The organism is Corynebacterium urealyticum DSM 7109 (genome assembly GCF_000069945.1).
Classification (GTDB): Bacteria; Actinomycetota; Actinomycetes; order Mycobacteriales; family Mycobacteriaceae; genus Corynebacterium; species Corynebacterium urealyticum.
Genome location: NC_010545.1, coordinates 1,220,605 through 1,246,690 on the forward strand (window position 1 = coordinate 1,220,605; position 26,086 = coordinate 1,246,690).

Here is a 26,086-nt window from a genome sequence, read left to right on the forward strand (position 1 = left end):
CATGCATTCTTGGTCTGCTCCCCGTGTTCCACAGTTCCCGTCGTCCATTCCGGCTGTAGCGGATTCCCCGGCCGCTGAGGTGGCTGCTCTGCCAGAGTTGCGGCTTTATGACACGGCGGATGACCGGGTCAAGGCGGTCGCGTTGCCGGACGATGGCGCGCCGGTGGGCATATACGTCTGTGGGATCACCCCTTATGACTCCACCCACCTGGGGCACGCGGCAACCTATAACACCTTCGACCTGGTGAACCGCTATCTGCGCGCTGCCGGTCATGGCGTCACTTATGTCCAAAATGTCACGGATGTCGACGACCCACTGTTCGAGCGTGCCGATCGCGATGGCGTGGACTGGCGCGAACTTGGCAAAGAACAGACCGACCTGTTCCGCTCCGACATGACTCAGCTGCGGATTCTGCCGCCGGAGTTCTTCGTCGGGGCGATGGAGACGATCGATGAGGTCGTTGAGATGGTCAGCACGCTGCTGGATAAGGGCGCGGCCTACGTCGTGGACGGGGAGTACCCGGATATCTACGCCGACCACACCTACACCGAGCAGTTTGGCTACGAGTCCCGTTACGACGAGGCCACCATGCGCGAGCTCTTCGCCGAGCGCGGTGGCGACCCGGAGCGGGAGGGGAAGCGCCACCCGTTGGACGCACTGCTGTGGCGGGCCCACCGCACCGGGGAGCCTGAGTGGGATGCCCCATTCGGCTCGGGTCGGCCTGGCTGGCACGTGGAGTGCGCGGCCATCGCGACGAACCGATTGGGGGAGCAGTTCGCTATCCAGGGCGGCGGCGTTGACCTGCGTTACCCGCACCATGAGTACTCAGCGGCGCACGCCGAGGCTGCCTGCGGCAATCAGCGCATGGCGGGCCACTATGTGCACACCGGCATGATCGGTCTCGAGGGAACCAAGATGTCTAAGTCCTTGGGCAACCTGGAGTTCGTCTCTGCGCTGACTGCGCAGGGATTCGACCCCGCAGCGATCCGGGTGGGGCTCTACGCCGGGCACTACCGGGAGGACCGCGACTGGTCCGCGGAGGTCCTGAATGAGGCAGAGGATCGCCTCGCCAAGTGGCGTGCCGCAGCCGCCGAGGAGAACAACCCACAGCGCGTCGCGGAGGTGCTGGCTACCGTCACCGGACACCTGGCCAACGACCTCGACACTCCCTCCGTGCTGCGCACTCTCGATGAGTGGGCAGCCGCTGTGAACGAGAGCATTGGCGCGAGCGGCTACCAGGTCACCCCCGCCGCCGACCGCACTGCGGCTTCCCAGGCGCTCACCGCGGGTCTCGACGCGTTGCTCGGTGTTTCGGTCTAGGAGGACGAGCACAGTGGCAGAACACCGACGCCCGGTGGGCGATGCTTTGCTCTCCGATTGGCCACCAGATGTCCGTGAGGCAGCCACGGAGTTCATCGAAAACCTCCGGATGATGGCCACCGGCAGCTACCTGCGCGCCGAGGAGCGGGGGCATTGGGATCCTCCGTATCCGGAGTCTGCCGTGAACGAGGCTCAGGCCGAGCTGGTGACGATCGGGGAGAGCATTCTCGGCGGGGCGGATCCACAGGAGACGTCCCTAGCGGGGGCCCGCAGAATCATCGCAATCTCCGATGCCAACGGAGGGCTGCTGTTGGATAGCGAGGAGCTGGACGAGCTGCTGGTATTCCTCAGCCGTCTCACCGAGACGGTGGGTGGGGAGCCCGCGGTGGTCTGCGACGCCGTGCGAGAGCTCGTCGAAGAGTAGACTTTTAAGCCCCCTGGCTCCCGGCCTCAACCCCAATGTGGCGGACTATTCACCCCACTATCGGGGCTCCTTGCAACCTGCAGGGGAGACGCGTGCCACAATGGGGGCGTGAGCAATCCCAAGAATTTTGATTCCCTATTCGCGGAGCTTTCCGAGAAGGCGCGCACCCGCCCAGAAGGCTCCGGCACCGTCAAAGCCCTCGACGCCGGCGTCCATTTCCAGGGCAAGAAGATCGTCGAAGAGGCTGGGGAAGTGTGGCTGGCCGCCGAGTACGAGTCTGATGAGGAGCTGGCCGAAGAGATCTCCCAGCTGCTGTACTGGCTGCAGGTTGTGGCAGTCGGTCGGGGCCTCAGCCTCGAGGACATCTACAAGCATCTTTAGTCCAAGCTAAGCGCCACAATTAAACGCACGGACCCCCGACTGCGCCGCACCAATCACCGCGACGGCGCGCAAACCGCATCCACCACGCAAGGAGCCACATGACCCCGGTCGCGCCCAACCTGAACGCCCCGATCCCTGAAGACAACGCCACCAACTCCGGTGAGCGCTACCTGCGCGTCGCCGTCCCGAACAAGGGTTCGCTTTCGGAAGCCGCGACGAACATCCTCAAGGAGGCGGGCTACACCACCCGCGCCGATTCCAAGGCACTAACCGCAGTCGATCACGAGAACCAGGTCGAGTTCTACTTCCTGCGCCCGAAGGATATTGCCATCTACGTTGCCTCCGGCCACCTCGACATCGGAATCACGGGCCGCGACCTTGCCGCAGACACCCGTGAGGAAACTGCCGAGCTGCTACCGCTGGGCTTTGGGGCCTCCACCTTCCGCTACGCCGCCCCGATGGGCGAAGGCTGGACGGTCGAGAAGCTGGCGGGCAAGCGCATCGCTACCGCCTACCCGAACCTCGTGCGCAAGGACCTGAACAACCGGGGCATCGACGCCACGGTGATCCGCCTGGACGGGGCAGTGGAGATCTCCATCCGCCTGGGTGTGGCCGACGCGATCGCCGACGTGGTTTCCACTGGCCGCACCCTGCGCACGCAGGGTCTGGAGCCCTTCGGCGAGCCACTGTGTGTCTCTGAGGCCGTCATGATCGGGCGCAAGGGCGCTGAGGTAGACGAAGCTAAGCAGGTGCTGATCAAGCGCATGGAGGGCATCCTGCACGCCCAGAATTACGTCATGCTGGACTACAACGTCTCCCGTGACGTTCTGGACGAGGCTGCCGCCATCACCCCGGGGCTCTCTGCCCCAACCGTCTCTCCGCTGGCCAATGAGGGCTGGGTCGCGGTACGCGCAATGGTGCCGCGCAAGCAGGCGAACGCGCTGATGGATTCGCTATCCGCCTTGGGAGCGGAGGCGATCCTCGCCACGGATATCCGCATCGCCCGTATCTAGCGGATTCTCCTTACCCTTAACGGGGTCGCCATCCGGGCGGCCCCGTTTTTCGTGCGTGGGTACCCCAGGGGAGATAGCCCCGCGCCCGAAACGCGGCGTTTCTTCTACACTCATTAAGTACACCCCGTACCAACACCGGTCAGCGAGAGCTTCCCATGCTCCGCCGCACCGGGACATTGGTGCGGCTCCCATCCCTCTTTGACGCCTGCGGCGATTGACGCGAAAGTTTAGGTGGCAGTTTCACATGGCACACCGCCCCAAGCCCTCTCCGAACTCCCAGAGCTCCAGCAACGGGCACGTCCTGAGTTCGACGGACATCATCACCTCGGCTGAATCATCCTCTCTGGAGGCCCGCAGCGGCGCGCACTACCGCCTGGAGGAAGATCTGCTGGGCACGTTGAAGGTTCCGGCAGACGCCTACTACGGAATCCACACCCTCCGCGCCGTGGATAACTTCCAGATCTCCCGCACGAACATCAACCACATCCCGGAGCTCATCCGCGGCATGGTGATGGTGAAGAAGGCCGCCGCGATGGCCAACATGCGGGTCAAGGCGCTGCCCATCGACAAGGGCGAGGCGATCGTCGCTGCCTGCGACGCGGTGCTCGAGGAACACCGCGCGATGGATCAGTTCCCCATCGACGTCTTCCAGGGCGGGGCCGGGACGTCCCAAAATATGAACACCAACGAGGTCATCGCGAACCTCGCACTGGAGCACCTCGGGTACCCGAAGGGCCGCTACGACATCATCAGCCCGAACGATGACGTCAACATGTCCCAGTCCACCAACGACGCTTACCCCACCGGGCTGCGCCTGGGGCTGCACTTCGACATCGACGAACTGCTCAAGCATCTTGCTGCGCTGGAGCGCGCGTTGTACGCGAAGGCTCAGGAGTTCGACCACATCATCAAGATGGGCCGAACCCAGCTGCAGGACGCCGTGCCCATGTCCCTGGGCCAGGAGTTCCGCGCCTTTGCTAACAACATCGCCGAAGAGTCCGCGCAGCTTAGGCATGCGCAGTCCCTGCTGCGCCAGGTGAACCTGGGTGGCACCGCGATCGGCACCGGTGTGAATACGCCCCCGGGCTACCGCGAGGCGGCGATCGAGGCTCTGCGGGAGATCACGGGCCTGGATATCACCTCCGCGTACGACCTGGTGGAGGCAACGAGTGACACCGGCGCGTTCGTCAATACCCACGCGGCGGTGAAGCGCACCGCGATGAAGCTGTCCAAGATCTGTAACGACCTGCGTCTGCTGTCCTCCGGCCCGCGCGCTGGCCTGGGGGAGATCAACATCCCACCGCGCCAGGCGGGCTCCTCGATCATGCCGGCGAAGGTCAACCCGGTGATCCCGGAGGTCGTCAACCAGATCTGCTTCAAGGTCTTCGGCAACGACGTCACCGTCTCCATGGCAGCGGAGGCCGGCCAGCTCCAGCTCAACGTCATGGAGCCGGTCATCGCGCAGTGCGCCTTCGAATCCATCCGCTTTATGGCGCGCGCCTGCACCACGCTGCGCACGCTGTGCGTCGTGGACATCACTGCCAACGAGGACGTCTGCCGCGAATACGTCGAGAACTCGATCGGCATCATCACCTACCTCAACCCGCTGATCGGCCACCACAATGGTGACCTGATCGGCAAGGAGGCCGCGGCAACCGGAAAGTCCGTGCGCGAGCTCGTCCTGGAAAAGGAGCTGCTCGACGAGGACACTCTTAACGAGGTGCTGAGCACGGAAAACCTGCTCAACCCGATGTACCGGGGTCGCCGCTACGAGTAGGCGCTAGCGGACCCCCGGGTACTCCGGGGGCGTGCCGCCGAAGGCGGGGCAGAGTTCCTGGAAGGCGCACCAGTCGCAGAGCTTGGAGGTCTTCGGCTGAAAGTCCCCGCTCTGGATATCAGCGAGGATGCTGTCCCAGAGCTCGCGCAGGTCGCGCTCGAAGTACTGCAGTTCAGCGGGGGTGGGCTGTAGTACCAGGTCATCGGCCACCTTCAGGTACATCAGCCGAAGCTGGGCCGGGATCAGGTCGTACAGCCGCCAGTAGACCAGCGCGTAGAACTTCATCTGGAACAGCGCCTGGGCGGCGAAGCGCGGTGGCGGCTTTTTTCCAGTCTTGTAGTCGACGACGCGTACCTGGCCGTTCGCGGCGACGTCCACCCGGTCGATGAATCCGCGGACGGGAACCCCATTGGGCAGGGTGGCTTCGACGAATTCCTCGACCTCGTGGGCGTCGAAGCCCTGGGGGTTCTCCATCTGGAAATACCCCTTAACCAGTAAGCGAGCCTCGACGAGGAAGTCATAGAGCTGCTCATCCGGGACGAGTTCGTTCAGGTCGGCGTCCTTGTCCACCATCTTTGCCCACGCGGGCTTCAGCATCTTCACCGCAACCGGGTAAGTGCGTTGCTCCCTCGGCAGGGCGTGGAGCTCCTCGAGCACCGCGTGCACGAGGGTTCCCTTCACCTGCGCGATCGTCTTGGGTTCCGGCAGCTTATCGATACTGCGGAAGCGGTAGAGCAGCGGACACTGCTGATAATCCCCGGCGCGGGAAGGGGAGAGCGCCAACCGGTCGAGGGAGACCTTCGGCTGGGGTTTCTCGGATGGGGTAGACACAGCTTCTCCTTCTGCTTAGTTCTCGGGGTGTCGGGTCAACACAGATGGACTGCGCAGCGCGGTTGGGTTGGGCTACAGCGGCAGGCCGGCGCGGCGGCGATGCTCGCGAACCAGCTGGTTGATCGCCACAGTCACCAGGGTGATCAACGTCAGCAGCTCGATAGCGTGGATTCCCAGCATGTGATAGGCCACGGCGCCAGCGATCGCCCCAACGGACAGGCTCAGCCACAGCGAGAGGTTGAGGATCCAGACGAGGTGACGGCCGTCGAAGAACGCGTCGACGAAACGCTGCCCCGTGCGCACCAACGTGCCCGTCATATACGTCAGCGGGATCGCGACCTCGCCGTTGCGCTCAAAGATGCTGTTCATGGTACCCACCCCGATGGACAGGGCGATGATGGCCGCTCCGTGGTGCTCCAGCTCGATCAGGACGCTGGAGAGGATGAACCAGAAGCTGACGTTGACGAGGACGAATTCCCGACCACGGGTTTCATCCAAGGCTCGCACCACGATGCGTTTCGTGAACGCCCCGTTGATCACGCCGAGCAGGAAGAAGAGGATGCAGCCACCGGCCACTTTCACCATGTCCCAGTTGCCGTCGACGATGGCGGTGGCGGAGCGGGTGGTGTTGCCCGACATGAAAGAGAGGAACACCCCGCCCAGGTAGAGAAAACCCACCGAGTCGATAAAGCCGGCAATGAAGGCGAATACCCCTGCCAGCACCCGTTCCCCGGGACGCGATTCCATCATAGTGATTTGAGAGTCTAGTAGGTTAGGGTTTTCCTATGGCATATACCGGACCTTTTACCGCCGGAGACCGCGTCCAGCTGACCGACGCGAAGCGGCGACACTTCAGCATCACCCTGACTCCGGGGGAGAGTTTTTTCACCCATAAGGGCGAGATTCGTCACGACGACATCATCGGTGCGGACGAGGGCACCGTCGTGGAGTCCAGCGTGGGCGGGGAATACCTCTGCTTCCGTCACCTTCTGGTCGACCAGGTGCTTTCCATGCCCCGTGGCGCAGCGGTGATCTACCCCAAGGATGCAGCGCAGATCCTGGTGGAAGGGGATATCTTCCCCGGCGCGACGGTGCTCGAAGCAGGCGCCGGTTCCGGCGCGATGTCCAGCTGGCTGCTACGCGCGGTCGGTGAGCACGGAAAGGTCATCAGCTACGAGGTCCGTCAGGACCACCTGGACTACGCGGTGAGCAACGTCCACAACATCATGGGTGGGGAACCGAAGAATTGGGACGTTCGCCTGGGCGACGTCAAGGAGGCCACTCGCGAGACTGTGGGCGAGGTCGACCGCGTTCTGCTGGACATGCTGGAGCCGTGGGAGGTTCTGGAGACGGTGCGGGACGTCCTGGTTCCGGGCGGGGTGTTCATGACCTACGTGGCTACCGTCCCGCAGTTGATGAAGGTGATGGAGGGCATCCGGGAACTTGGGTGCTTCACCGAGCCGCGCGCCTGGGAGTCGCTGGTGCGCGAGTGGAAGGTGGAGGGCCTGGCAACCCGACCGGAACACCGCATGAACGCGCACACCGCGTTCCTCATCTGGGCCCGCCGCCTGGCTGACGGGGTGACCGCCCCGCGACCGCAACGCCGGGCGCGTCGTTAGAGCGCTCCGGGCACGGCTACCGGGGCGCGTTTCCCGGTGGCCGCTCCGCTAGGCCTACCGGCGGGTTTTGGGTCGCGGGGGCTTCAGTAGGATTGATGGCATGACTGCGCAGAATCCTTCCGATCAGCCTTCGCCCACCGCCCGCGAATTGCGGCTGGCCAATCATCGGTTGGGGGCTCAGAACGAGAAGCTCACCGAGGCGCTGAAGGCCTCCCGCGAGAAGCTGGCTGAGATCAATTCGCGCCTGGCGGATATGGCGGAGCCGCCGAGCACCTACGGCACGCTGCTGCAGCTCAACGGGACGGGGAAAACCGCGGAGGTCTTCACCTCGAACCGCCACATGCGTTTGGCTGTCTCCCCGCTGCTGGATCGGACGGATCTGCAGCCTGGGGCGACGGTGCGGCTGGGGGAGAACCTGCAGGTGGTGGAGGTCACCGGTTTCGCTGATTCCGGCGACGTTGCCGCGGTCGTCGAGGTCGTCGGCGACCGGCTGATCGTCGCGGACAAGCTGGGGGAGGAGGCGATCGTCAAGGCAGCCCGACCGCTGCAGTCCCTGATCACGAACCGGGAGCTCACCACCGGCGATAGCGTGGTCGTCGACCGCCGCAGTGGCTGGGCCTTCCACATGATTCCCCGGGCCGAGGTCAGCTCACTGGTGCTGGAGGAGGTCCCAGACGTCAGCTATGAAAACATCGGGGGCCTGAGCAATCAGATCGAACAAATTCGGGACGCGGTGGAGCTACCCTTCCTCCACCCGGAGATCTACCGCCACTACGGGCTACGCCCGCCGAAGGGCGTGCTGCTCTACGGCCCTCCCGGTAACGGCAAGACGCTCATCGCCAAGGCTGTGGCCAACTCGCTGTCCAAGTCCATGGGCTCCAGCGACAAGGCGTCCCGCTTCGCGGATTCCTACTTCCTCAACGTCAAGGGCCCGGAGCTGCTGAATAAATTTGTTGGTGAGACGGAACGTCAGATCCGGCAGATCTTCGAGCGCGCCCGAAAGATCGCCCACGCCGGTAAGCCGGTGATCGTCTTCTTCGACGAGATGGAAGCCATCTTCCGCACCCGTGGCACCGGCGTGTCCTCGGACATGGAGTCCACCGTCGTCCCGCAGCTGCTCTCCGAACTAGACGGCGTGGAGGGGCTGGATAACGTCATCGTCATCGGCGCGTCGAACCGTGAGGAACTCATCGACCCCGCCATCCTGCGCCCGGGCCGCCTGGACGTGAAGATCCGGGTGGACCGCCCCGACCAGGAGGCCGCCCTGGACATCCTGTCCAAACACATCGACGCCTCCCTCCCGCTGGCCGCGGACCTGGTGGCGGAGCACGGCGGCAAGGAGGAGGCCGCGGCTGCGCTGTGCCGCGCCATCGCTGAGGAACTCTTCCGCCGGGATGCCGCACACCGCTACGTGACTCTCCACCTGGCGGATGGCCAGACCAAGGACCTGTACTGGGCGGACTTCGTCTCCGGCGCGATGCTGGCCAATATCGTCGACCGAGCAAAGACCTTCGCGATCAAGCGTGCCCTTTCGCAAGCCGCGTCCACCAGAGACGCCGCCGCTGAGGGCGGACTGAACACCGCGGACGTCCTCGATGCCATCACGGCGGAGATCAACGACAGCGAGAACCTGCCGGATACCACCAACCCCACGGAATGGGCTCGCATCTCCGGGCACGCCACCGGCCGGGTCGTGGACATCACCCTGGCGGACTAGAGAACCAAGCCCGACGAGACAACACTTTTCGACTCCTGGAAGGAAAACCCTGGTGAACGCGCAGAAGGATAACGAGGCCACCGGCTACGTGCTCGGCTCCGAGACGGAGTTCGGCATCGTCGCCGTCGACGCCCCGGAGGCCAGTCCCGTGTACACGAGCACGCAGGCGGTCGTCGCCTACGCGGAGGTCTCCGGGCAGGGAGTCAACCGCCGGACCCGCTGGGATTATGACTCCGAGTCTCCGCTCCGCGACGCCCGTGGCTTCGACCTGCGCCGCTACCGTTCCGGCGCGGCCCCCAGCTACGACCCGAACGCGGTGGGCATCGCCAACGTCATCACCCCGGCGGGTGCGCGCTTCTACGTGGATCACGCCCATCCGGAGTACTCCTCGCCTGAGGTCACCTGCGCCTATGACCTGGTGGTCTGGGATCAGGCCGGCGACCGAGTCATGCACGCGGCTGCCCAGGCAGCAGGGCAGGTCGAGGGCCAGCCGGAGCTGAAGATCTACAAGAACAACGTGGACGGCAAGGGCGCGTCCTATGGCGCCCACGAAAATTATCTCTACCCGCGCAGCCTCAACGTCGAGGACGTGCACCAGGCACTGATCCCGCACTTCGTGACCCGCCAGATTTACGCCGGCGCGGGCCGCGTGGGGCTCGGGCAGGCAGGGGAGCAACCCGGCTTCCAGATCTCCCAGCGCGCCGATTACATCGAGACGGAAGTCTCCCTGGAGACCACCCTGAACCGCGGAATCGTCAATACCCGCGACGAGCCCCATGCCACCGCGGATGATTGGCGCCGCCTCCACGTGATCATCGGCGATGCGAACTTGAGCCAGTTCGCGACCTACCTGCGCTTCGGCACCACCGCGCTGGTTCTCAAGGCCGTCGAGGCGGGGGCCGATTTCAGCGACATCGTTCTCATCGATCCGGTCGAGGATGTCCGCCGGGTCTCCCGCGATCTGGAGCTGACAACCCCGCTGCGGCTCTACGGAAACACCACCGCCACCGCGATCGAGCTGCAGCGCAGGATCCGCGAGAAGGTCATCGCCGCCCTCGAACCGGCAGGAAAGCTCACCACCGACGAGCAGCGAGTGCTGGCGCTGTGGGAGGAGATCGTGGACGACCTTGCCGCCGACCCGCTGCGCACCGCCGACCGGCTGGACTGGACGGCGAAGTACGCGCTGCTGCGCGGCTACCGCGCCCGGGGGTTGGAGTGGTCGGATCCGCGGATGGCGCTGGTCGATATCCAGTACCACGACATCGATCCGGCCCGCGGGCTGTACCACGCGCTTGTCGCGCGCGGGAAGATGCGCACGCTGGTCGACGACGCTGAGATCGCAACGGCCGTCGACACCCCGCCCCGGGGAACGCGGGCCTGGCTGCGTGGGGCGCTGGTGAAGCACTACGCCCCAAAGATCCTCGCCGCGAACTGGGATAGCGTTGTTCTCGATCACTCGTACGAGGGGCACCCAGCGATGCGGGTCGGGCTGCCCGAACCGCTGCAAGCCACGGCCGACAGCTTCGCGGGCACCGTGCTCGCGGATCTCGCGGAGGCCGAGCCGGGCCAGGCCCCGGAGTTCTCGGAGGTGGCTGCCGCGCTGATCGCCGCTCTGCCCGAGCGCGTGATGGGCGTGGGCTAGCGCCGAACGCGCCTGGGAGCCCAGGTAATGTGAAGTTCAACTAATCAACGTTTGAGGAGATAGGCATGGCAAACGCTCAGCAGCAGGTCTTCGGCGGCGGGGGCGGCGACGACGCCGAAAACAACGACGCCCCGCAGCAGGGTTCGGGCACCCAACAGGTCAACGTCACCGGGACGGATGACCTGTTGGACGAGATCGACGGGCTGCTGGAGACTAACGCCGAGGAATTCGTCCGCTCCTACGTCCAGAAGGGCGGACAGTGAGCCCAGTGACCGGAGAAGAGACGCCAGCGGAGCAACAGGGTACGGCAGACAACCCCGTCTATGTCCGCCGCATCATGGGGCTGGAGACTGAGTACGGCATCACGAATGTCCTCGACGGCACGCGCCGCCTGGGCCCCGATGAGGTCTCCCGTCTGCTGTTTTCTCCCATCGTGGAGAAGTATCGCAGCTCCAATATCTTCACCGAGAACGCTTCGCGACTGTACCTGGACGTGGGCGCCCACCCGGAGATTGCCACTGCGGAGTGCGATAGTCTCCACCAGCTGCTCGCCTACGATCGCGCAGGCGACGAGCTTGTCCAGCAGCTGGCCAGCCGCGCAGAGGAAGAACTAGCCAGCAACGGTATCGGCGGGAACGTCTTCCTGCTGAAAAACAACACTGACTCGATGGGCAACTCCTATGGCTGCCACGAGAACTACCTGATCAGCCGCAACGTGCTGCTCAAGCACCTGTCCTCTCAGCTGCTGCCGTTCCTGGTGACCCGCCAGCTGATCTGCGGGGCTGGCAAGCTCACAATCCCAAGCCCGGGCGCCCCGAACGAGAACTTCGAGGCCGGGTTCATGATGAGCCAGCGGGCGGACTACATGTGGGAGGGCATCTCGAGTGCCACCACCCGTTCCCGGCCGATCATCAATACCCGCGATGAGCCGCACGCGGACTCGTCGAAGTACCGCCGCCTGCACGTGATCGTGGGGGACTCGAACATGTCCGAGACCACCACCGCACTGAAGATCGGTTCCGCGCTGCTGGTCCTCGAGATGATCGAGGCGGGTGCGGAGCTGCCGAACTACGAGTTGGCCAATGAAATCCGCGCGATTCGGGATATCGCCCGAGACTTCACGGGGCTCACCGAGGTGAAGCTGCGCAGCGGCGAAACCGCCACCCCGCTGGAGATTCAGCGCACTTTCCACGCCGCCGCAGTGCACTGGCTGGAGCACCGCCCGGAGCCAGAGTGTGTCGATGGGCGTTGGCTGGGTACCCCGCGCGAACAGCTGGCTCCGGTCGTCGAGCTGTGGGGCCGCGTCCTGGACTGCTTCGAGACCGGGGACTTCTCGCCGGTGGACACCGAGATCGACTGGGTGATCAAGAAGAAGCTGCTGCACGGCATGGCCTCCCGCCATGGGTTGGAGATGACCGATCCGCGGTTGGCGCAGATTGACCTGCGCTATCACGATATTCACCCCGCCCGTGGGCTGTTCAACGTGCTCAAGCGTCGCGGGCAGGCCGCGTCGATTCTCGGTGAGGAACAGATCCGCGAGGCAATGGATCAGGCGCCGGCGACGACGCGCGCGGCCCTGCGTGGGAGGTTCCTCACCGCTGCACGGGAGCACGGCTGTGCCACGACCGTGGACTGGATGCGGTTGAAGATCAACGGCGAATTCGGCAGCGAGGTCGCGCTCCCGAACCCGTTCGCGGCCACGGATCCGCAGGTGGACGAGATGATCGCCAGCATGGCGGATCTCGGTGACACCGACGCGACCGCGCGAGGTTAATCGCCGATGGTGCCTCCACAGAAGCCAGGCAGCGCCGGGTCCCGCAACCGCCCAGTGAAGGTGACCTGGCAGCAGGGCGCGAGTCGGCTATTCAACCTGGTCATCGGCCTACTGAACGCCCCCAGCCCGCGCCCGACCGCCTGGGTCGTGAAAAATATCGCAGGCTACTCCGGGCAGCTTAAGTCCCGGGAGCGCGTGTTCCACCGGGACCGGGAAACGCTGCGCCAGCTGGGGATCCAGTTGAGCCACGAAAACCGGGAGGGCCAGGACTACTGGCTGCTGCGCCCCGAGCAGGTCTTTCTCCCGGACCTGGCCCTCTCGGATGCCGAGCTACAGGTATTGGCGACCGCCACGCAGTGGGCACGCCAACCGGTGGACTCCGCGATGGCGGGTCCGACGGCACAGGCACAGCTGAAGCTCGCGGGTGCGGGACTTAGCCGGATCGATGACTCCGCCGTGGTTCAGCCCGTTCCCGACATGGTGGAGCTGGATCCGAGTAGCGTCGACGCTATTTTTCGCGCCACCCAGCGCGGGCTGCGGATGACCTTCTGGTACTACCCGGCCTACTTGGTCGAGCCGGAGCAACGCACGCTGGATCCGTGGGCGGTCGCCGGGGTCGAGGGCAGGCTCTACGTCACCGGTTTCGACGTGGACCGGGGAGCTCAGCGCACCTTCCGGCTCGCCAGGCTCTCCGATGTGCGCGCGGAGGCGCAGTTCATCGAACACCCGGCGCCCACCGATCCAGCCACCGGGCAGCCAGTGCCGGCCGGCGAGTTGATCCGTCGCGGCCTTGAAGGCCACCAGACGAAGGTCACAGCCAGCGTGTTGTTCACGGGGGAGGGGGCAATCGAGCTTCAGGACCTGGCCCACGACCTCCGCGACACCCCCGAGGGCAAGATCGGCACGGTTGGTCCGGTGGATCGCGATTGGCTGGTGCAAACTGCGGCGAGCTACGCCCCGGACGCGGTGCTGCTGGAGCCACAGCAGCTGGTCGGTGACGTCGTCGACCTTCTGCAACGCGCCCAGCGGTTGGGCGCCCAGGAACGCCCTTCAGCAGGCGAGGCTACAAACACTTCTCCCGGGGCCTTGGAGGGCACGTCAGCGAGGGCCGAGCACGAGCCGGAGGTCACGGATTCAGACGATCCCAATCAGGCCGTCGACGAAGATGGGCCAACCGAGGTCACGGCACCGCCGGCAAACCTGGTCGCCCAGCAGTTCGCCCAGACGCTCTCGGTGCTGGCCTGGTTCCAGGCGAACCCGCGTGGTTCCTTCATGCGGGCCTCCCGCGACCTGGGCCTCAGCGTGGTCCAAATCCAGCACGAGCTGAAGCAGCTGAGCATGTGTGGGCTGCCGGGCTACTACCCGGGCTCGCTCGTTGAGATTGCGATGGACCGCACCACCGCGGAGGCGCAGTTCACCGCCGGGTTGGACGGCCCGGTGCGGCTCAGCACCGTTGAGGCCGGTGCCTTGCTGTTGAACCTGGAGGCGGTCCGGGACACCATCCCCGCCGAGCAGCGGGAGGCCGTGGACTCGGTGACCGTCAAGCTCCAAGGTCTGCTGCAGGGAACACAGGGCACGCCCAACCAGCCTGCGACGGAAACAGGCGCCGATCCCTCGCAAGACAGCGCCCTCACCGCGGAGCACCAGGAAACACCGACACCGCCACAGGCTCACGCCCCCGAGGATCCCGTAGAGGCCACGCTGGGCCTGCTGCGCAGCGCACTTGCGGAGCGTCGCCTCGTGGACTGCGAGTACCTCACCCTCAGCAGGGATCAGCGCAGTAAGCGCAGGCTGGTGCCCGATGCGATCCGCATGATCGAGGGCAACGCCTATCTTCTGGCGCGCAGCCTCGATGACGCGGGTGTGGTGCACGAGGCCCCGAAGAACTTCCGGGTATCCCGCATGAGCGAGATCACGCTCGGGGAGGAAGCGAGCGCGCCAGCAGGATTGCCCTCCGAGGTCGATGCCACCGATCCCTTCGACTTCGGTGCGGCCACCGAGTGGGCCCACTTCCGACTGTCCAACTCCGCGCTGTGGATGCTGGAGTACTTCCCGCTGTGGCAGGACGCCGACGCCGACGATGGAGACGTGAGCGAGGACGCCCGCCCCGAATCCAACTCCGCGTCCACCACCCCCGAGGCTCGGAGCATCGCGGTGACGATGCCGGACACCGGGGCCTGGCTGGAGCGCTTCCTGATCGCCCATGCCGGGCAGGTCGCGGAACTCTCGACCCCGGACCTCGCCGGACGCGTCGCGCGACGCGCGGAAACAGGGCTGGGGGTTTATCGGGACCGTTTCCCCGATGTAAGCTGAAGGCTGAGATTTTTAACGCAGGTCCTGAAAGGCAAAAACCTTCATGCTCTCTGGTAGCCACATCCTCATCCTGTTGCTGGTTGTCCTTCTCGTGTTCGGCGCATCCCGCCTGCCGAACGCAGCCCGCTCCCTCGGCCGTTCGATGCGCATCTTCAAGTCCGAGATGGACGAGATGCGCACCGATAACCCAGAGCAGAACGGGCAGGAGGCCATCGAGCAGCAGCGCGCGCCGCAGCCGAATCCAGCGCAGCAGGTTAATCCAGCACAGCAGCAGAACCAGAACAGCAACTAGCTAAAGAATTCGCGCCCATCTTCCGGCGCGTTTTCGTTTCCCCGCATGAGTAATACCCCTCAGGCAGCACGCCCAGCCCGGCGGCCCCGCCACCGGGCTTTTCGCCGTGCCAATCAGCGACCAACCGATGGCGCGATGAGCATCGTCGAGCATATTCAGGAGCTGCGCCGCCGCCTCATTATCGCGGTCATCGCCATCCTGATCGGCACGATCTTGGGCTACCTCTGGTACGGCACCAACGTGGGCCCGCTGCGTAGCCTGGGCGAAATCCTCCGCGAGCCCTACTGCAAACTTCCTTCCGAGGTGCGCTTCGGCGCCGCGACCGGGGAGTGCCGGCTGCTGGCCACGGGCCCCTTCGAGATGTTCCTGCTGCGATTGAAGGTCGGTTTCATCGCTGGCATCGTGCTCTCCGCACCCGTGTGGATTGGCCAGATCTGGGGCTTCATCACCCCAGGGCTGAAGAAGAATGAACGCCGCTGGGCGGTCTCGGTCTCACTCGTTGCGACCCTGTTTTTCTTCTTCGGCGCCGCACTGGCCTACCTGGTCCTGCACCACGGTCTGCACTTCCTTCTCACGGTCGGCGACGAGGCCCAGATCACCGCGCTCAAGGGCAGCGAGTATTTCAGCTTCGTCCTCATCCTCCTACTCGTCTTCGGTGTGAGTTTCGAGCTGCCGCTGTTCACGGTGCTGCTGAGCTTTGCGGGGCTGCTGCGCTACGACAGCATCAAGACGAAGCGCCGTTATATCATCGTCGGTCTCTTCGCTTTCGCGGCCTTCGTGACTCCGGCTGACCCGTTCTCCATGCTGGCGCTCGGCTGCGCGCTGACCCTGATGATGGAGATCGCCTACGTGATCATCCGCTTCAACGACAAGCGTCGGGATAAGCGGCAGGCTCGTGAGGCCGACGCCCCTGGTTCCGACATTCGCCCTTCCGGTGCGGTCGCGCCAGCGGAGGCTGTCGAACGGGCCGAGCCGATCAAGGCGTCCCAGGGTATCGCGGGTCAGGGTCCGGCAGACCCGGGCATGGGCCGGCGGAACTCGTTCAACTACGCCGAGATCTTCGACGAGGACATCTAAGCCCCACCTCGCCCTCGATGGGCAGCGGGCCGGGGCGTGGGTGCCTGCCCGAACCGAGGTCCTGAAACGCGTGAGCAACAGCGAGCGGATAGACTCGGTACACATATGGCTAACAGCGCTACGTGCAACGCAAAAAACTACCCCACGCTGGTCGAAGAGTTCCGGAAGGAATACGACTTCGAACTCGATGAATTCCAGCTCGACGCAGCCGCTGCGATCGCCGAGGGCAGGGGAGTGCTCGTGGGAGCACCGACCGGCGCCGGAAAGACGATCGTCGGCGAATTCGCGGTTTACATGGCCTTCCACGGTGGTGGGGCCTGCTTCTACACCACGCCCATCAAGGCGCTGAGCAATCAGAAGTACCACGACCTGTGCGCCAGCTACGGGGAGGAGAACGTCGGACTGCTCACCGGCGATGTCACCCTCAACCCGGACGCGCCGATCGTCGTCATGACCACCGAGGTCCTGCGCAACATGATCTACGCGGACTCGGATCGGCTGGCCAGCCTCACCCACGTGGTGATGGATGAGGTCCACTTCCTGGCCGACCGGTGGCGCGGACCGGTGTGGGAGGAGACGATCCTCAACCTGGACCACAGCGTGACCCTGGTATCGCTGTCGGCGACGGTCTCCAACGTGGAAGAATTCGGCGGCTGGCTGCGCACGCTACGCGGTGAGATGGACGTCATCGTCACCGACAAGCGCCCCGTCCCGCTGACCCAGTACATGATGGTCGGTTCCAAAATCATGCGGCTGTTCAGCAAGAACGCCGAACACCTGGCGGGGGAGGACCACCCCGGCGCGATCAATCGCTCCCTGCTGACAGCTGTGGGCAAGGCCGAGGCCTATGGCAATCAACGTGGACCCCGGCGCGAGGACGTGGTTCGCCACCTTGAGCAGGCGAAGATGCTGCCGGCGATCTACTTCATCTTCTCTCGCATCGGCTGCGATAAGGCGGTGCAGCAACTCCTGATCCGGAAGGTGGAGCTCACCACGCCCGACGAGGCCCGGGAGATCGGCGAGATCATCGACGAGGGCGTTGCAGGGCTGGAGCCGGCGGATCTGCACATGCTGGGCTTCCGCCAGTGGCGCCGGGCGCTGATGCGGGGCTTCGGGGCGCACCACGCCGGGATGTTGCCGGCCTTCCGGCACATCGTGGAGAAGCTGTTTAGCCGTGGGCTGCTGAAGGTCTGCTTCGCCACCGAGACGCTGGCGCTGGGAATCAACATGCCCGCCCGCACGGTGGTGCTGGAGAAGATGACGAAGTTTAACGGGGAGGCTCACGCGGAGCTGACCCCAGGGCAGTACACGCAGCTGACGGGTCGTGCGGGGCGCCGCGGTATCGACACGGTGGGCAATGCCGTGGTGCTGTGGAGCCCCCAGGTCGACCCCTATGCGGTGGCTGCGCTTGCCTCAGCCCGGACCTATCCGCTGGATTCGACGTTCCGGCCGGGCTACAACATGGCGGTCAACCTCATCGCTACCAAGGGCTGGGCTGAGGCGCACCGGATCCTGGAGCGTTCCTTCGCCCAGTACCAGGCCAATGACACGATCGTGGAACGCGCGCACGCTGTCGAACTGCGGCGTCAGGACTTCGACCGGGAGCGCGCAGAGTTGGAGGCCCTGGTGGGTCGCGCCGAGGCGGCACAGCGGGAAGACGCAGCCGAGCTCACCGAGCAGGTCTTGGATTACGCCGAGCTGCGGCGCACGCTCTCCCACGAGGAGCGGCAGGCCAAGCGGGATGCTGCCCTCGAGCGCCAGCAGGAGGTCGAGCACCTGCTGCGCTCGATCAACGTCGGCGATGTGCTCGCCCTCCCGACAGGCAAGAACCCGGCGACGGCCGTGGTCGTCCGTTCTGATTCAGGCCGCAATCCGCGCCCCACCTTGGTTCTCGACGACGGCTGGGTGGAGCGCGTCGCCGCCGACATGTTCCGTAACACCCCGGTGGTCATCGGGCACATGCGGATTCACCGAGGCGTGGAACGCGCGCCGAAGCGCCACGCTCGGGCTGTGGCTTCCCAGCTGCGTCGGATGCACCTGGATAAGCCGAAGAAGATCCGCCCACATGCCCGCGGCGGCTCCAAGAAGGCTGCGGATCTGCGCAATCAGCTCCATGTCCACCCGGTGCATTCCTGGGCAGAGCGCGAGGAGCTGGCGAAGAAGGCGCAGTCGGTGTTGAAGGCCGGTCGGCGTTGGGAGTATCAGAAGCAAGAGTCCGAGCAGCCTGGGGACTCGCTGACCGCCACCTTCGACCGGATTATCGCGCTGCTCGAGGAGCTGGGTTACGTGGAAACCTGGACTGCCGAGGGCGGTACGCCGGCGGCAAAGGTCACCGAAGAAGGTGAGAAGCTGGCCCGGATTCACCATGAATCCGATCTCCTGGTGGCCCAATGCCTCCGCCGCGGGCTGTGGGATGATCTCGATCCGGCCGAGCTGGCCGCTGCGGTGAGTGCCTGCGTGTTTGAGAACCGTCGAGAGTCCACCGTGCGCACCCAGCTTCCGACCGATGCGCTGGAGGAGGCGGTGGCTCACACGCTGCGCGTGTACAAGGAGCTGGTCAGCGACGAGGAACGCCACCGCCTGACCGCCACCCGGGAGCCCCAGCTGGGCTTCGCCACGGCTGTGCACCAGTGGGTGGCCGGGGCACCGCTGGAGTACTGCCTGCAGGCCGCGGAGGCCTCGGGGGCGGTGCTGACCCCGGGCGACTTCGTCCGCGCCTGTGGTCGGGTGAAGGACCTGCTGGATCAGATCAAGATGACCGGTTATTCCAACGACGTGAGGAAGTCCGCGCGTAAGGCCGTGGACGCGATGCAACGAGGGGTTGTGGCTATCGATGTCTAATATCGCCATTTTCGGCGCCACCAGCGAGATCGGCGAGCACATCGCGCGCCTGCTGGCACCGGGGCAGTCCTTCCTTTTGGCAGGACGCCGGCCTGAAGCGCTGGATACCCTGGCCGAGGAGCTACGAGGCTTGGGCGCACGGCAGGTGGAGACCTACTTCTTCGACGCAGCAGATACCGCGAGCCACAGCGGCCTGATCGATGAGATGGAGGCGGCGTGCGGACCGATCGACACAGCCTTCGCCATGTTCGGGGTACTGGGTGATCAGCAGCTCGCGGAGGTGGACGGTGCTGAGGTCTACCGGGTGCTGCACACCGACTTCACCGCGCAGGCCGTGCTGCTCACGGAACTATCCCAGCGGATGAAGCGCCGCGGCACGGGCACGCTGGTGGCGTATTCCTCGATCGCCGGTGCCCGGGTGCGCCGCCCGAACTACGTCTACGGTTCGGCGAAGGCCGGCCTGGATGGGTTCGCCCAGGGGATGCAGGACGCCCTGCGGGGCAGCGGGGTGCGGCTGATGGTCGTGCGCCCCGGCTTCGTCATCGGCCGGATGACCGAGGGGATGGATCCTGCACCGATGTCTTCGACCCCTGACGTGGTTGCGAAGGCGACCGTGGAGGCCCTGGAAGGCAACCGCGACGACGTGTGGATCCCGGGGAAGCTCCGCGTGCTGGCTGTGGTGATGCCGCTGGTGCCGCGTTGGCTGTGGCGGCTCGCGCCGCGTTAGCGCGCTTTTGCTTCCGCCGGGACTACGATGGAATCTCTAGCACCACCGCGGTGTTGGTCCTATCAGGTACCGCATGTCGCTGGTGCAGGTGATTGTTTTTAGGAGGACACAGAAAACTTATGCGCAGGAGCTTCTTCCTCTACGTGGTCGTGGAGCTGTTGGCCTTTGTTCTGCTGGGCAAGTGGCTCGGCTTCGGCTGGACGATCCTGCTGTACCTGGGGCTGTTCATCCTCGGTGTCGCCATCGCCGCCTGGCAGATGCGTGTGCTGACGGTTCGCGTGCTTCGGGACCGCAGGTCGCCAGGAAAGTTGACCGGTGATGCAGCGCTGTCTGCATTCGGCGCCCTACTGGTAGCCCTGCCGGGCGTGGTGACGGGGGTTGTGGGCATTCTTTTCATGCTGCCGCCGACCCGCTCTTTGGCGCGGCGTTCCATGGGTACCGCTTTGCGTGCGAAGATCACCCGGCTGGGTGGAGAGTCTTTCATCGTGTCCTCCCGCGCCAGCGATCCACAGGTGCGCAACATTCCAGGCTGGGGAGAGGTCATTGACCACCGCAGCGAGGAGTTCGGTGATGAGGGCCCTGCTGGGACCACTAGCGCCCGATGAAGCAGTGGCTCGCTAAACTTCCCTCGCCGTGGCGGGTGGTGGGAGCCCTGTTTGCGGGCTTCATGGTCTTCGCGTCCTACGAGCCCACCGGGCTGTGGTGGGCCGCCCCGTTGGGCTATGCGCTTTTCTTTGGCGTTCTGACGCAGCGGCATGCAGTGTCGCTTGCCTTCCTCAATTCGCTGGCGACGTTTGGTTTTCTGCTGCCCTGGATCGGGGAGTTCGTCGGTGCTTCGGCCTGGATCGCGCTTGCCATCGTGCAGGCGCTCTACGCCTTGATTTTTTGGTCTTGGGGCTCGCAGTTTGCTGCGCTGGGGCAAGGGAGCCTGGAACTGGCGCAGCATCGTGGGCGCGGCGGCGTTCTTCGTCGCCGTCGAGGGGGTCCGTTCCCACTGGCCGTTCGGGGGCTTCGGTTGGGGACGGCTGGCGTGGGGTCAGGTGTCCGGGCCGCTGGCCGCCGATATCCGGCTTGGTGGCTCCGCGTTCGTGAGTTTCCTGGTCGTCTTGCTCGGTGGCTTCATCTACTTGGCAGCCCGTCCGCCGTACACAACGCGGGCTGCTATCGCCTCCAAGCTCCGCCTGCAGCACGCGGGCGTGGTGGCCATTGTGTTGCTGGCCTCCGCCATCTACGGCTCGAGTTTTAGCCAGGAGCCCACCGCGGGCCAGGTCAACGTCGCAGCAATCCAGGGCAACGTCCCCCGAACTGGTCTCGACTTCGCGGCACAGCGACGCGCCGTGTTGAACAACCACGTGCAGCGCACCCATGAGCTCGCGGATTCGGTCGCAGCCGGCGAGGCTAAGCACCCCGACGTGGTGATCTGGCCGGAAAACTCATCCGATGTGAACCCGTTTAAGGACCCGGACGCCTACGCCGCCATCGACTCAGCAGTAACGGAGATCGATGCGCCCGTGATGGTCGGCACCGTCATCGGAAATGAGAACACGATGCTCACCTGGGGCCCGGCCGGCAGCAGCGAGCCGGGCCCGGGGGAGAAGCACGTGAAGAAGTTCCTTCAGCCCTTCGGCGAGTACATGCCCTTCCGCGAGATCCTCAAGCACGTTAACGAGAACGTCGAGCGGGCGGGCAACTTCGTCCCCGGCGACGGGCCTGGTGTCGTGCGGATGCCGGCTGCGCGTGGGGACGTCCTCGTAGGCGTATCCACCTGCTACGAGATCTCTTTCGACGCCAGCGCCCGCGACGCGGTGCGCAATGGTGCCCAGTTCCTGGCTAGTCCGACGAACAACGCCACTTTCGGCTTCACGGACATGAGCTACCAGCAGCTCGCGATGAGCCGGATGCGGGCGATCGAGACTGACCGGGCGGTCGTGGTGGCTGCCACCTCCGGTGTCTCGGCGATTGTTATGCCGGATGGGGAAGTGGTGGACCAAAGCCGACTGTTCCGCCCAGACATCCTGCAGGCAGATATTCCGCTGCGGGATGGCACCACGCCGTCCGTGGCTGCGGGCCCCTGGGTGGAACGGGGGCTGGCCGCCGCAGGTGTTTTGGGGATAATCGGGGCCTTCCTCGCGTCTCGCCCCACACCACGCAAGAAAAGCAGATAAACTAATCACATTATGAAGAAGCTCAGCGATAAGACTCTCGTCATCATCCCGACTTTCAACGAGCGCGATAACCTTCCGATCATCACGCGTCGCCTGTTGGAAGCCGAGCCGGAGCGCGTCGATCTCCTCGTCGTCGACGACAACTCGCCGGACGGTACCGGGGAGCTGGCGGATCAGATGTCCAAGGACGACTCCCGCATCCACGTGCTGCACCGCGAGGGTAAGGGCGGCCTCGGTGGTGCGTACCTGGCCGGTTTCAAGTGGGGCATCGAGAACGGTTATGAGGTTCTCTGCGAGATGGACGCCGACGGCTCCCACGCCCCGGAGCAGCTCCACCTGCTGCTGGACAAGATCGACGATGGCGCGGAACTCGTCCTGGGGTCCCGCTACGTTAAGGGCGGAAAGACCGTGAACTGGCCGGCCGACCGCAAGTTCCTCTCCCGTGGCGGCAACATCTACGCTTCCATGGCACTGGGCGCCGGCCTGTCCGACATCACCGGCGGTTACCGCGCCTTCCAGCGGGATCTTCTGGAGCGGATGGATCTCGACGCCGTGGACTCCGCAGGTTATGTCTTCCAGGTGGACATGGCATGGCGCGCCGTCAACGAGGGCGCTGACGTGCGTGAGGTCCCGATTACTTTCACCGAGCGTGAGATCGGCGAGTCCAAGATGAGCAGCCGCATCGTGGGCGAAGCGATGGCTCAGGTGACCCGCTGGGGCTTCCGCCACCGCATGTACCAGGTTCGCCAGCTCATGCGCGAGGGCGCGCGCATCGGCGCCGGCACCGTGGAGCGTGCTCTGCAGAGCTAACCCGAGAGCTCAACGCTAAAGGCCTGGCCACGTTGGTTTCGTGGCCAGGCCTTTATGTGTATTGACGCGAAAGAAGGGCCGGTCTAGGCCTTCTCCTGCTCCTTGAGCAGCTTCATGGCCTCGCGGCGGCGCTTACGCAGCAGCTCGATACGCTCCTCCAGCAGCTCGTCAAGCTCCTCCAGGGAGCGGCGCTCAAGAAGCATGTCCCAGTGCGTACGTGGTGGCTTCGCAGGCTTAGATTCGATGCCCTCGCCCTCGACGAGGGTGCCCATCTGGCCGTTCTTGCACAACCAATCCTGCGGGATCTCGGCGTCGTCAGCGAACGGGACCTCAAAAATTTCGCCGTCCTCAGTCTGGTACTTCACCATCCGACGTGGCGCGAGATCGTGGTCCCGGTCGGTTTCATACGACACGGCACCCATGCGACTGCCTCGCAGTACGCGGTCTGCCATTAGTTCCTCACTTCCGAAGTTCGCTAGCGGCGCCTCCGGGGCGCCATCAATGTAGCTAACGCGCCGGGTGCGTGTTTTGTTCCCAGTTTTTCCAAAAGGGTTAGGATCTTTAGCCATGAGTACCCCCACTTGGCGCGAGGATTTCCCCCACACGCCGGGCTTCTGCGCATGGTGCGGGGAGGAAATGCCTGGCCAGCAACGGGGGAGACCACGCAAATTCTGCAGCCGGTCATGTCGCCAGCGGGCCTACGAGCAACGCGCCAGCCATTCGGCGGCGGATGCCCCCACGGTGAAAAACACCCAGCTGCCGACCTTGAGTGTGAGCGGGGAGGAACTGGCCGACCAGCTCTTCGAACTCCGCTGCGCTGCGGAGGACCTCGTCACTGCGATGGACGAGCACGCAGAGCCCGCCGCGCTGCGCAACATGGCTACGGACCTGGTGCGGCTGGCACACCGCGCGGAGCAGCTCAACCACCCCAACGCCCGGGACGCGCTTGAACCCCACCTTTTCCTAATCTTCCCTGCTTAGCACTAGGCTGGGTGCCATGCGCAAGGGAATTATCACTCTGGGTGTTATCGGTATTATCGCGGCATTCCTGTTCGGTGTAGGGCCGATCGCGTATCAGCTGCTCACTGATCGCGGTCTGCAGACCGCTGATCTCGTCGAGGGTGGTCCTGAACCAACGACGTCAGCGGACGGTCACTGGGTGATCGTCCCTGGTGCCGGCGCCAACCACACCCAGGCTGGTTATACCTTCCGTGAGATCCTGCCGGGGCAGGAGAAGACCACCTCCGGACGTGCGGACAACAGCACGGAGGAGAACATCAAGGGTGACCTGCAGGTCACGGACGGAACCCTCACGGAGGGCCTGGTGGAGGTCCGCGTTGCAGGGATCTCTTCAGACGTGGAAAAGCGCGACATCAACGTCCGCCGTTCGATCCTGCACACGGAGGACTACCCGAAGGCGAAGTTCAGCATCACCGAGCCGGTGGATCTGAGCAAGGTGCCGGAGGATGGCTCCGTCGGTGAGGTCGAGGTCACGGGGGATCTCACCCTCCGCGGCGAGTCCAATAAGGTCACCGCACCGCTGAAGGTACTGCGGACGGGGGACAAGGTCGTCGTCCAGGGGAAGGTGCCGTTCAAACGTTCGGACTTCAACATCGAGACCCGGGAGTTCGTCGCGGCCAAGATTGCCGACGAGGGAACGATCGACCTGCTCCTCGTGTTCGAGAAGCCTTAAGCCCCCACGCGGGACGCGCGCGACAATAATCGCGGTCACTGTTAGGAGCACCATTGAATACCCAATTTCTGCTGTGGTCCCGGGTTATCCGGCTCGTGGTGCTGCTCGCCCTCGGCGGGTGGCTCGTGAGTAACGGCACGGGTCTTGACTACTTCTTTGCCGCGATCTGCGCCGCGTTGATCGCGCTGACCGGTTATCAACTGTGGGCGAGCGTCCAAAGGGGAGGCCACTGATATGGCGTCGAACGCACGTTTCCTCGAAGACCTGCTGGACGATAAGGACCTCGACGCGGTAAGCCGATGGCTCGCCGACCGCTCGTCCGTCGTGGTGGCCGAGGAACTCGGCCGAATCTCCGGGGCGGAGCAGGCAGTGGCCTTTCGGTTGCTGCCCAAGGACCGTGCCCTGGACGTTTTCGAGTACCTGGACCCGGTACACCAGGCTGAGCTTCTGGAGGCGCTACGCGACGACCACGTCACGGAGATCTTCGCGAGTCTGGCCCCAGACGACCAGGCGTCTCTGCTGGACGAGATGCCCGCGAAGGTCGCCTCGCGCCTCCTGCAGGGCCTGCCGTACTCCCAGCGGCGTGTGACCAGCGGGCTGCTGGGCTACCCAGCAGAGTCCGCGGGGCGTCTGATGGTGCCCACGCCCACTGTGCTGACCCCGGATGCCACCCGGGAGGAGTCCCTGGAGAAGCTGCAGTCGCGCGCTAAGCGCTACGCAGCGGGCCCGCATCACTCAATCGCATTGGCCACGGTGGCGGTGACCGACGAGTCCCGCAAGCTGCTCGGCATGCTGGAACTCGCGGACCTGGTCACAGCACCTGAGGGCACGCTGGTCGGGGAGTTGCTCGACGAGGAGCAGCACAGTGTCTCTGCCTACGACGACCAGGAGCACGCCGCCCGCCTGATCCAGGAAGCGGACCTTCTGGCGCTGCCTGTCGTCGATGACGAGGACCGCATTCTGGGCGTCATCACGGTCGATGACGCCATGGAAGTCCTCGAGGCCGAGGTGACGGAGGATGCCTACCGCGCCGGTGGTGCCGAGCCGTTGAACGAGCCTTATCTGACGGCGACGGTGATGACGTTGGCGAAGAAGCGCGGCGTCTGGCTGATCGTCCTAATTTTGGCGGCGTTCCTCACGATTAACGTGATGCAGTTCTTCGAGGACGTGCTCGAGGCCGTGGTGGTGCTCAGCATCTTCGTGCCGATGTTGATCGGTACGGGTGGTAACGCGGGCTCGCAGGCGGCGTCATCGGTGGTGCGTGCGCTCGCGGTCAATGAGGTCAGGCCTCGCGACGTGTTGCGGGTCATCGGCCGTGAGGTTCGGGTGGGCTTCCTGCTGGGTGTCTTCCTGGGCGCAGTGATCTTCCCAATCCTGGCTTTCTTGTACTATCCGCAGGTCGCGTTCACTATTTCGCTGACGATCGTGGCGATCTGTACCTGGGCCTGCATTGTCGGCGGCGTGCTGCCGCTGGTCGCGAAAAAGCTGGGCGTGGACCCGGCGGTCTTCTCGACGCCAGTCGTGTCCACGCTGGTGGACGCCACCGGCCTGATCATTTACTTCAGCATCGCCGGTGTGATCATGGCTGATCAGATCCGCCAGGCGACGGGCGGCTAGCGCCGGGGTTGGGCCCTGAGCCGGGGTTCGTCCCCACCACGGGGGGCTGGGG

Annotated in this window: 25 protein-coding genes and 1 pseudogene; 23 read left to right on the top strand and 3 right to left on the bottom strand. The window is 64.8% G+C overall.

The window, feature by feature from the left end; genetic code table 11:
• The first annotated feature begins 1 nt into the window (after position 1).
• The 5 genes from mshC (at position 2) to aspA (ending at position 4,916) form a co-directional block, all read left to right on the top strand.
• Complete coding sequence (gene mshC / locus CU_RS05200; protein WP_012360280.1) at positions 2-1,321, top strand: cysteine--1-D-myo-inosityl 2-amino-2-deoxy-alpha-D-glucopyranoside ligase; 1,320 nt, start codon at positions 2-4, stop codon at positions 1,319-1,321.
• 13 nt (positions 1,322-1,334) lie between these two features.
• Positions 1,335-1,745 (top strand): hypothetical protein, encoded by a 411-nt coding sequence (locus CU_RS05205; protein ID WP_012360281.1) that lies wholly within the window; start codon positions 1,335-1,337, stop codon positions 1,743-1,745.
• 108 nt (positions 1,746-1,853) lie between these two features.
• Complete coding sequence (locus tag CU_RS05210) at positions 1,854-2,126, top strand: phosphoribosyl-ATP diphosphatase (protein WP_012360282.1); 273 nt, start codon at positions 1,854-1,856, stop codon at positions 2,124-2,126.
• A gap of 98 nt (positions 2,127-2,224) precedes the next feature.
• Positions 2,225-3,139 carry an ATP phosphoribosyltransferase gene (gene hisG, locus CU_RS05215; protein WP_012360283.1) on the top strand — a complete coding sequence of 305 codons (915 nt, stop codon included), beginning with the start codon at positions 2,225-2,227 and terminating at the stop codon, positions 3,137-3,139.
• 244 nt (positions 3,140-3,383) lie between these two features.
• The gene (gene aspA / locus CU_RS05220; RefSeq protein WP_012360284.1) at positions 3,384-4,916 is read left to right on the top strand and encodes an aspartate ammonia-lyase; all 1,533 of its coding nucleotides are present in this window, start codon (positions 3,384-3,386) and stop codon (positions 4,914-4,916) included.
• Between the two features lie 3 nt (positions 4,917-4,919).
• On the opposite strand, the gene CU_RS05225 is transcribed toward aspA, so the two are convergent.
• Together CU_RS05225 and CU_RS05230 are read right to left on the bottom strand one after the other, a co-directional pair.
• Positions 4,920-5,747 (bottom strand): RecB family exonuclease, encoded by an 828-nt coding sequence (locus CU_RS05225; protein ID WP_012360285.1) that lies wholly within the window; start codon positions 5,745-5,747, stop codon positions 4,920-4,922.
• 72 nt (positions 5,748-5,819) lie between these two features.
• Entirely contained in the window at positions 5,820-6,497 is a 678-nt protein-coding gene (locus tag CU_RS05230; protein WP_012360286.1) for a YoaK family protein, read from the bottom strand.
• A 35-nt stretch (positions 6,498-6,532) separates the two neighbouring features.
• Here CU_RS05230 and CU_RS05235 point away from each other — a divergent pair, with 35 nt between their 5' ends.
• The 14 genes and pseudogenes from CU_RS05235 (at position 6,533) to CU_RS05290 (ending at position 22,724) form a co-directional block, all read left to right on the top strand.
• Positions 6,533-7,366 (top strand): tRNA (adenine-N1)-methyltransferase, encoded by an 834-nt coding sequence (locus CU_RS05235; RefSeq protein WP_012360287.1) that lies wholly within the window; start codon positions 6,533-6,535, stop codon positions 7,364-7,366.
• A 100-nt stretch (positions 7,367-7,466) separates the two neighbouring features.
• Positions 7,467-9,083 carry a proteasome ATPase gene (gene arc, locus CU_RS10320; protein ID WP_012360288.1) on the top strand — a complete coding sequence of 539 codons (1,617 nt, stop codon included), beginning with the start codon at positions 7,467-7,469 and terminating at the stop codon, positions 9,081-9,083.
• Positions 9,084-9,135: 52 nt separating this feature from the next.
• Positions 9,136-10,725 (top strand): depupylase/deamidase Dop, encoded by a 1,590-nt coding sequence (gene dop / locus CU_RS05240; protein ID WP_173362316.1) that lies wholly within the window; start codon positions 9,136-9,138, stop codon positions 10,723-10,725.
• Between the two features lie 65 nt (positions 10,726-10,790).
• Complete coding sequence (locus CU_RS05245; protein ID WP_012360290.1) at positions 10,791-10,988, top strand: ubiquitin-like protein Pup; 198 nt, start codon at positions 10,791-10,793, stop codon at positions 10,986-10,988.
• Positions 10,985-12,499, top strand: coding sequence for a Pup--protein ligase (gene pafA, locus CU_RS05250; protein ID WP_012360291.1), 1,515 nt, complete (start codon positions 10,985-10,987; stop codon positions 12,497-12,499). The genes CU_RS05245 and pafA overlap by 4 nt, the downstream gene beginning before the upstream one ends.
• A 6-nt stretch (positions 12,500-12,505) precedes the next feature.
• Entirely contained in the window at positions 12,506-14,812 is a 2,307-nt protein-coding gene (locus tag CU_RS05255; RefSeq protein WP_012360292.1) for a WYL domain-containing transcriptional regulator, read from the top strand.
• Positions 14,813-14,855: 43 nt separating this feature from the next.
• Positions 14,856-15,104, top strand: a complete 249-nt coding sequence (gene tatA, locus CU_RS05260; protein ID WP_012360293.1) for a Sec-independent protein translocase subunit TatA — start codon at positions 14,856-14,858, stop codon at positions 15,102-15,104.
• Positions 15,105-15,149: 45 nt separating this feature from the next.
• A complete protein-coding gene (gene tatC / locus CU_RS05265; protein WP_012360294.1) occupies positions 15,150-16,181 on the top strand; it encodes a twin-arginine translocase subunit TatC in 1,032 nt (343 codons plus the stop codon).
• A 105-nt stretch (positions 16,182-16,286) separates the two neighbouring features.
• Positions 16,287-19,022, top strand: a complete 2,736-nt coding sequence (locus CU_RS05270; RefSeq protein WP_012360295.1) for a DEAD/DEAH box helicase — start codon at positions 16,287-16,289, stop codon at positions 19,020-19,022.
• The gene (locus tag CU_RS05275) at positions 19,015-19,749 is read left to right on the top strand and encodes an SDR family NAD(P)-dependent oxidoreductase (protein ID WP_012360296.1); all 735 of its coding nucleotides are present in this window, start codon (positions 19,015-19,017) and stop codon (positions 19,747-19,749) included. Before CU_RS05270 ends, CU_RS05275 begins: the two co-directional genes overlap by 8 nt.
• Positions 19,750-19,868: 119 nt before the next feature.
• Complete coding sequence (locus CU_RS05280; protein ID WP_012360297.1) at positions 19,869-20,354, top strand: FxsA family protein; 486 nt, start codon at positions 19,869-19,871, stop codon at positions 20,352-20,354.
• A 62-nt stretch (positions 20,355-20,416) separates the two neighbouring features.
• Positions 20,417-20,587 (top strand): annotated as a pseudogene (locus tag CU_RS11130) (apolipoprotein N-acyltransferase); the annotation flags it as partial.
• A gap of 67 nt (positions 20,588-20,654) precedes the next feature.
• Positions 20,655-21,914 (top strand): apolipoprotein N-acyltransferase, encoded by a 1,260-nt coding sequence (gene lnt / locus CU_RS05285; protein ID WP_012360298.1) that lies wholly within the window; start codon positions 20,655-20,657, stop codon positions 21,912-21,914.
• 12 nt (positions 21,915-21,926) lie between these two features.
• A complete protein-coding gene (locus CU_RS05290; protein ID WP_012360299.1) occupies positions 21,927-22,724 on the top strand; it encodes a polyprenol monophosphomannose synthase in 798 nt (265 codons plus the stop codon).
• Between the two features lie 83 nt (positions 22,725-22,807).
• Here the strand turns inward: CU_RS05290 and CU_RS05295 are convergent, their stop codons facing one another.
• Entirely contained in the window at positions 22,808-23,176 is a 369-nt protein-coding gene (locus CU_RS05295) for an RNA polymerase-binding protein RbpA (protein ID WP_169847090.1), read from the bottom strand.
• Between the two features lie 115 nt (positions 23,177-23,291).
• Between CU_RS05295 and CU_RS05300 the strand changes: the two genes are divergently transcribed.
• Genes CU_RS05300 through mgtE form a run of 4 tightly spaced genes read left to right on the top strand, consistent with a single transcriptional unit; the run spans position 23,292 to position 26,034 of the window.
• On the top strand, positions 23,292-23,705 hold the full coding sequence (locus tag CU_RS05300) for a hypothetical protein (protein ID WP_012360300.1): 414 nt from the start codon (positions 23,292-23,294) through the stop codon (positions 23,703-23,705).
• A 16-nt stretch (positions 23,706-23,721) separates the two neighbouring features.
• Positions 23,722-24,417, top strand: a complete 696-nt coding sequence (locus CU_RS05305; protein ID WP_012360302.1) for a YceI family protein — start codon at positions 23,722-23,724, stop codon at positions 24,415-24,417.
• A 53-nt stretch (positions 24,418-24,470) separates the two neighbouring features.
• Positions 24,471-24,650, top strand: a complete 180-nt coding sequence (locus CU_RS05310) for a hypothetical protein (RefSeq protein ID WP_012360303.1) — start codon at positions 24,471-24,473, stop codon at positions 24,648-24,650.
• 1 nt (position 24,651) lies between these two features.
• Positions 24,652-26,034 carry a magnesium transporter gene (mgtE, locus tag CU_RS05315; RefSeq protein WP_012360304.1) on the top strand — a complete coding sequence of 461 codons (1,383 nt, stop codon included), beginning with the start codon at positions 24,652-24,654 and terminating at the stop codon, positions 26,032-26,034.
• Positions 26,035-26,086: the final 52 nt, after the last annotated feature.

Coding starts and splice junctions, on each gene's coding strand:
- mshC (WP_012360280.1), top strand. CDS start 2: ATGCATTCTTGGTCTGCTCCCCGTGTTCCACAGTTCCCGTCGTCCATT.
- hisG (WP_012360283.1), top strand. CDS start 2,225: ATGACCCCGGTCGCGCCCAACCTGAACGCCCCGATCCCTGAAGACAAC.
- aspA (WP_012360284.1), top strand. CDS start 3,384: ATGGCACACCGCCCCAAGCCCTCTCCGAACTCCCAGAGCTCCAGCAAC.
- CU_RS05230 (WP_012360286.1), bottom strand. CDS start 6,497: ATGATGGAATCGCGTCCCGGGGAACGGGTGCTGGCAGGGGTATTCGCC.
- CU_RS05235 (WP_012360287.1), top strand. CDS start 6,533: ATGGCATATACCGGACCTTTTACCGCCGGAGACCGCGTCCAGCTGACC.
- arc (WP_012360288.1), top strand. CDS start 7,467: ATGACTGCGCAGAATCCTTCCGATCAGCCTTCGCCCACCGCCCGCGAA.
- CU_RS05245 (WP_012360290.1), top strand. CDS start 10,791: ATGGCAAACGCTCAGCAGCAGGTCTTCGGCGGCGGGGGCGGCGACGAC.
- CU_RS05255 (WP_012360292.1), top strand. CDS start 12,506: ATGGTGCCTCCACAGAAGCCAGGCAGCGCCGGGTCCCGCAACCGCCCA.
- tatA (WP_012360293.1), top strand. CDS start 14,856: ATGCTCTCTGGTAGCCACATCCTCATCCTGTTGCTGGTTGTCCTTCTC.
- tatC (WP_012360294.1), top strand. CDS start 15,150: ATGAGTAATACCCCTCAGGCAGCACGCCCAGCCCGGCGGCCCCGCCAC.
- CU_RS05270 (WP_012360295.1), top strand. CDS start 16,287: ATGGCTAACAGCGCTACGTGCAACGCAAAAAACTACCCCACGCTGGTC.
- CU_RS05275 (WP_012360296.1), top strand. CDS start 19,015: ATGTCTAATATCGCCATTTTCGGCGCCACCAGCGAGATCGGCGAGCAC.
- CU_RS05280 (WP_012360297.1), top strand. CDS start 19,869: ATGCGCAGGAGCTTCTTCCTCTACGTGGTCGTGGAGCTGTTGGCCTTT.
- CU_RS05290 (WP_012360299.1), top strand. CDS start 21,927: ATGAAGAAGCTCAGCGATAAGACTCTCGTCATCATCCCGACTTTCAAC.
- CU_RS05295 (WP_169847090.1), bottom strand. CDS start 23,176: ATGGCAGACCGCGTACTGCGAGGCAGTCGCATGGGTGCCGTGTCGTAT.
- CU_RS05300 (WP_012360300.1), top strand. CDS start 23,292: ATGAGTACCCCCACTTGGCGCGAGGATTTCCCCCACACGCCGGGCTTC.
- CU_RS05305 (WP_012360302.1), top strand. CDS start 23,722: ATGCGCAAGGGAATTATCACTCTGGGTGTTATCGGTATTATCGCGGCA.
- mgtE (WP_012360304.1), top strand. CDS start 24,652: ATGGCGTCGAACGCACGTTTCCTCGAAGACCTGCTGGACGATAAGGAC.